At 44.9% G+C, this 6,087-nt stretch carries 3 protein-coding genes; 1 reads left to right on the top strand and 2 read right to left on the bottom strand.

Going from position 1 to position 6,087, the window contains the following annotated elements:
- Window positions 1–2,075: DUF4347 domain-containing protein (locus tag QUA00_RS02460; RefSeq protein ID WP_333408588.1), on the bottom strand; the 2,075-nt coding region annotated here is incomplete at its 3' end.
- A gap of 1,096 nt (window positions 2,076–3,171) precedes the next feature.
- On the bottom strand, window positions 3,172–4,785 hold the full coding sequence (murJ, locus tag QUA00_RS02455) for a murein biosynthesis integral membrane protein MurJ (protein WP_333306420.1): 1,614 nt from the start codon (window positions 4,783–4,785) through the stop codon (window positions 3,172–3,174).
- Between the two features lie 67 nt (window positions 4,786–4,852).
- Between murJ and QUA00_RS02450 the strand changes: the two genes are divergently transcribed.
- On the top strand, window positions 4,853–6,022 hold the full coding sequence (locus QUA00_RS02450) for a DUF3095 domain-containing protein (RefSeq protein WP_333306422.1): 1,170 nt from the start codon (window positions 4,853–4,855) through the stop codon (window positions 6,020–6,022).
- The last annotated feature ends 65 nt before the right edge of the window (window positions 6,023–6,087 follow it).

Below are 6,087 nucleotides of genomic sequence, written 5' to 3'. Positions count from 1 at the left end.
TCTACAACTGAGTTGTCGGAGACTTTCTTGATGACAATATTGCCGATGCCTTTTTGTACGGCTTCACTCAAGGTGACAACTAAATTAGCAGCAACTGCAACACTGGTGGCGTTGTCTGCGGGGGTGAAACTGGCGGCTGTGGGTGGTGTGGTGTCAGCTACGGTGGTGAAATTCCAAGTGGCTGCACCTGTAGTGCCGGCATAATTGTTACCTGCTAAGTCTTTAATTGCACCAGCGGCAATTTCTACGTAGTAATCTGTACCCTCAACTAAATTTGCTGTGGGATTAATGGTGACGGTACTGCCGCTAACTGTGACATTTGCTGAGGTGACATCAATGGTTTCTACAACTGAGTTGTCGGAGACTTTCTTGATGACAATATTGCCGATGCCTTTTTGTACGGCTTCACTCAAGGTGACGACTAAATCAGCAGCAACTGCAACACTGGTGGCGTTGTCTGCGGGGGTGAAACTGGCGGCTGTGGGTGGTGTGGTATCAGTGGCAGTAGTACCGGGATAATAACCTGGTAAGGGATAATAACCTGGTAAGGGATAATAACCTGGTAAGGGATAATAACCTGGTAAGTATTGAATCCCACTGGTGCTGAAATTCCAAGCAGTTGCGCCTGTAGTACCGCCATAATTGTTGCCAGCTAAGTCTTTAATCGCACCGGCGGCAATTTCTACGTAGTAATCAGTACCTTGCGCTAAATCTGCCGTTGGATTAATGGTGACGCTACTACCAGTAACGGTGACATTTGCTGAGGTGACATCAATGGTTTCAACAACTGAGTTGTCGGAGACTTTCTTGATGACAATATTGCCAGTGCCTTTTTGTACGGCTTCACTCAATGTGACAACTAAATTAGCAGCAACTGCAACACTGGTGGCGTTGTCTGCGGGGGTGAAACTGGCGGCTGTCGGCGCTGTGGTGTCAGCTAATGTCCAGTTGACGCTACCCGTCAGTGTAGCATTGTTGCTATTGCCACTGGTATCGGCTGCAACAGTACCCGTTCCTTCATCCAACTTCCAATAACCTATCAACCCAGCAGAGGGGCTGATAGATATATCCTTGTTGGCTTGAATTTCAGCTTCAGTACGGGCAAGGTTCCACACTCGAACTTCGTCTATTTGACCATTATAATTGGTTCCACTTACCTCCTCATTGCTACCAATTCGGACATTGTAAATATTGGTAGAAAAAATGGCACTGCCGACGTTTGATTGGGCGTTCAGAACACCATCAATATATAGGAGTACGTTAGTACCATCGTAAACGCCTGCTACATGATGCCATTGACCGTCGTTGACGTTTGCAGTTCCTGTAACGTACTTAACTCCTGTAGAGGAGTTGAAAGCGAACTCCAGACTGTTGGATGTTGAGAATCTCGCCAGCCGCCACGCCGAATCTCCTTTAGCAATAATCGCTTCCCAAGCAGAGGTAAAATTAGGTTTTATCCAGGCTTCAACGGTTAGGCGATTGGTGGCAATGTTGAAATTTGGGTGACTCGGAAGACCGACGTAACCTCCGTTGAGATTAAGGGCCGTGTCTTTCGGAGCAAAAACACCGGTATAGGTTGCCATTGCTTCGCTGGACAAGGCAAGGGAAGCTTCAATTGAACCGGTGGTTTTTTCCAGTTCCCAGTCGCCACCTAGTGCTGCATTCCCCGTCTTATTGGTAGATGCTGCCACATCCGCCCCGGTTATTTCACTCAAGCGCTTTACGAAGTTTTCTCCAACTTCTCCGGCTGCTACATCGCATCCATAAAGTAGGATATCGCCATTTGCTGTCAGGGCATTTCCCCACTGTTTTAGCTGAGTGCTGAAAGTTTCTAGGTTATTATCATTGAGTACGTCTGCACCGAGTTTTAAACTGCCTTCACTTCCGTGAGAAACTATATGAACTGCTTCAATATCTTTTTGATCTGCCAAGGCGTTTGTAATTTGGTCGATCGCGCTGGAATTTTCATTTAAAATCACAATTTGAGCGGGATCGATGCCTTGGATCAGGCTTTGATAATCTTGTACAGAGGAGTCAACGAAAATAATTTGCTTGTTCGCGATTGGTAGGTTCATAATTCCTGACATCCTTAATATCTATATATTGTTTACATCCAAGTCTGGCTGGGGTTGAAACCCCCGCCTCAAATCTTAAGTGCTCGCTATGAGGACTGAAGAATTTATTAGTTCTATTGCTTAAATAAATCGGGCGGTAAAATTGTTAGCCCGTTCCGCTGGAGCATTAAATAAATAATCTGGAAACATCAAAGGCGTTGCGCCGAATTAGTAGCTCTATGCTGTCCATAATCCAAGCGATGCTTCTGACACAGCAGATCACTTTGGCTTCGGGAAATAGTTCCAGAATTAATGACAATTTGCTGCATCACCGGCGATTGGTGTCGGTGATCACTTCTCGATCAGTTGGCGGGTGGTAATAAGCTGTACCTGTTTTTGTTCAGGGGAAATGAATATGGAAAACTCATTATCTTCGGTCATGGCTGAGAACATTCGATCGACTTCCGCCCCCAATAGGGGAAGTCATAGCGCTGTAAAAGCGGGGATTGTGTCGTAGTAGTGCAGCCAGTAAAGTAGAGCCTGAGCGGGGTAGTCCTGATATGAAGTGGGAGTTCACTGGCCTCGTGGCGTAATGGCCTCCTTTAACATGAGATGCAACCTAAATGTATCATACCACAGACATATCTTTTATAGCATACTTTTATTTAACACTTCGCAACACAACATCCAGGTTTACGATATCTTTACAATCTAGACATCGTGGGTTGGCTTTCCCTATCTCTATCGTTGCTTCGGGCCCCTGCCTCTGTAAAGTCGGAAAAGTCGGATCTTAAAGTCGGAAAAGTCGGATCTTTGCCATGAGGACATAATTTAGATATCCCTCTGACGCTGTGGGTATGAGGGATTATTTTTTTTAGCGGAATTTTATTTGCTATTTTGCCAGACAGCATTAAGGTTGACGATATCTTGAGAATCTAGACATCGCCCTTGTTAATTACTCTGGAATTTTTGACCGCAGATGGTGGCGGATATACGCGGATGGACGCTTCGGAGTGTTGATTTGGATTTAAGGACGAGATCCCTTTATGGTATTTTGTCTACTTAAGGGATCTCGCACTTTTATTGATTCCTGGAATCTGCAGCCAATTTCGGATATTTATTTGCGAAAACGACCGCGAATGCGATCGACAAACATATCAACTTCCGGCAACTTCATCTGACTGACAAACAGGGCAAAAACCCCTAACCCTACAAAACTTGCCACACTCAACTGCACTAATTGAATTACCAAACCTTCAGTACCCAAAACTCTTTGACACGCTTGCAGAGTAGCCAAGGTAACGAAAGCAGTTAGAGAACTGCCAGAAGTTAACCCCAGAAAAGGCAAACTCCACTCCCCCCAAGGCAGGCCACCCAGCTTTTTATTTAAACAGTACAAAAGCATAATCATCGAAATAAGATTCACTCCCACCGTCGCCAAAACTAATCCGGGCGCGCCAAAGGCTCCTACTAACAAATAATCCAAAAGACCGTTTAAAAAGATATTGATAATACTGATGCGAAAAGGGGTTTCTCCGTCTCCCAAAGCGTAAAATACCCGTACCAAAACGTCGCGTCCCAAATACACAAACATTCCAATACTGTAAGCCATCAAGATCGGCGTGACAAACTCCGAGGCCTCTCGATCGAAAGCATAGCGTTCGTAAACCACGCGGACGATCGGCCCAGCCAGCGTTACCATTAAAGCACTCAGCGGCAGCATCGTAAGGGCCGTCAAAATCAAAGATTGACGAATTCGAGCTTTTAATTCCGGCCAATCTCTCGGATCGGTGAGGCGAGAAAATATGGGTAGAAATGGCACTAAAATTACATTAGAAATAATGCCTAAAGGCGTCATAACTAACAAGCCGCTGTAACCCATCGCAGAGGCAGCTTGAGGGATGTAGGATGCGAAAAATAGGTCAGTATAAACATTAATTTGTAGCATTCCTGATGATAAGGTCGCAGGAACCATCACCTTAATTACTTCTTGCACTCCCGGCCGTTTAAAATTAAACCGCAAACGCAATGTTCCCAAGCCGGCGCGCCACTGCGCCACCAGTTGCACCAACCACTGCAAAACTGCGCCCGCTAAAGTTCCCCAAGCTAACACTAAGCCGCCCATTAGTGCGAATTCTGGCTGAGTTATTTTGTCTCCGAGTTGCATTGCGAGAATCCCCAAACCGCCGACAAGTGCAACGCTAGAAAATAAAGGGCTAATCGAAGGAAGCCAGTACATATCGGCAGCGTTGAGAGTACCAAAACCAATGCCGATTAAGCCTGAAAGTAATGCCATCGGCGCCATAATCCGAAATTGCTGGACGGCAATTGCTTTAATTTGTAAGCCTTCTGCTGTTCTATTTAATCCCGGTGCCACCAAATCGATCAGCGGATCGGCAAAAATAACTAAAGCGACTGTTACCAACAGCAACAAGCCCCCGACTAAGGTGGTGATAGTCTCGACTAAGGGTGCTGCTTCTTTTTTATCGCGGCGGGCTAAAACACTGACTATGGCGCTGTGAAAGGGCCCGTTAATCCCTCCCAGCAAAATAAATAAGAAACCAGGGATGACGTAGGCGTAGTTGTAGGCATCGACGGCGACACCGACTCCAAAGGCTGCGGCGATCGCAATTTGGCGCACCAATCCAAAGACTTTGCTAATTAGAGTGGCGACTGCGACAATGCCGGCAATCCCTGCGAGGGAACGAGAGGGCTTCTGTAATTGGGACACAAATGGTTACAAACGCTAATGCTAAAAGGATTCACTTATTTTAATCGCGAATCGGGAGAATGATAACATGAATTCCGAAAACTTCTATTCCCAATTACCTTTACTGGACAATTTTATCAAGATTACCGATCTGGGTAATTTTGTTGACGTACCTGATGATTGGTACATTGTTGTCACAGATATTCGCGGTTCTACAAAAGCGATTGAAGCGGGAAAATACAAAGAAGTTAACTTATTGGGGGCTTGTTCGATCGTTGCTGTTTTGAATGTAGCAGGCAAAACTGAGATTCCGTTTGTGTTTGGTGGCGACGGCGCTTCTCTTTTAATGGGGCCATCGCTTTTACCCGCTGCTAAGATTGCTTTGCTGGCCACTCAACAAATGGCTAAGACTCAATTTGACATGGATTTGCGAGTTGGAGCCGTCCCGGTTCAAGTTGTGGCAGCTAATTATCCGGTTAAAATAGCTAAGTTTAAAGTTTCAGAAAATTACAGCCAAGCTGTTTTTAGTGGCGGCGGCTTAACTCGTGCTACTGAACTTATTAAAGATCCGGCGCCTGGTAATATTTACAGTATTAAAAATAAGGGCATTTCTGCAACAGCCGATTTTTCGGGATTGGAATGCCGGTGGCAGGATATTCCCAGCAAGTATGGGGAAATAGTAACGCTGCTGGTAATGGTGCGAGAAGATTTTGGTCAGCAAAGTCATCAATTATATAGAAAAATTATCAAAAAAATTAACTACATTTACGGCAAGGAAAATTGTTTAAATCCTATCGATAGTAAAAACCTTAAATTGACACTTAATAGCACCAAGCTGATTAAAGAAACTCTAGTTAGGGCGAGCAATGCTAGTTGGTTAGACCGCCAGATGTATTTATCAAAAATACAGTTAGAGACGGCGCTTGGTTCGCTACTAATGAATTTGAAGGTTAAGACAGAAGAGTTAGATTGGGGAGTTTATAAAGATATTGCGATCGCAGCTACGGATTACCGCAAATTTGATGATATGTTGAGAATGGTAATTTCGGGCAATGAGTGGCGGCGAAAAAAATTGACGGGGTACTTGGAAAGGAATTACCGAGAAGGCAAGCTGGTTTACGGTTTGCACGTTTCTGACAGAGCGTTGATGACTTGTTTGGTGTTTGAACGCAACGGTCGCCAAGTGCATTTTATAGACGGTGCTGATGGAGGTTATGCTTTAGCTGCTAAGGATATGAAACAAAGAATGCAGGACTAAAGTCCTTACTACAAACCGTCGTTTCATGCTATGATGCCTCACTCTAAAATCTAAAATCTAAAACC

Origin of the sequence: Microcoleus sp. T2B6, assembly GCF_036700475.1 — a bacterium.
Taxonomy (GTDB): Bacteria; Cyanobacteriota; Cyanobacteriia; order Cyanobacteriales; family Microcoleaceae; genus Microcoleus.
Note: the sequence above shows the minus strand (reverse complement) of the source record. Positions and strands in the feature narration are given on the sequence as shown.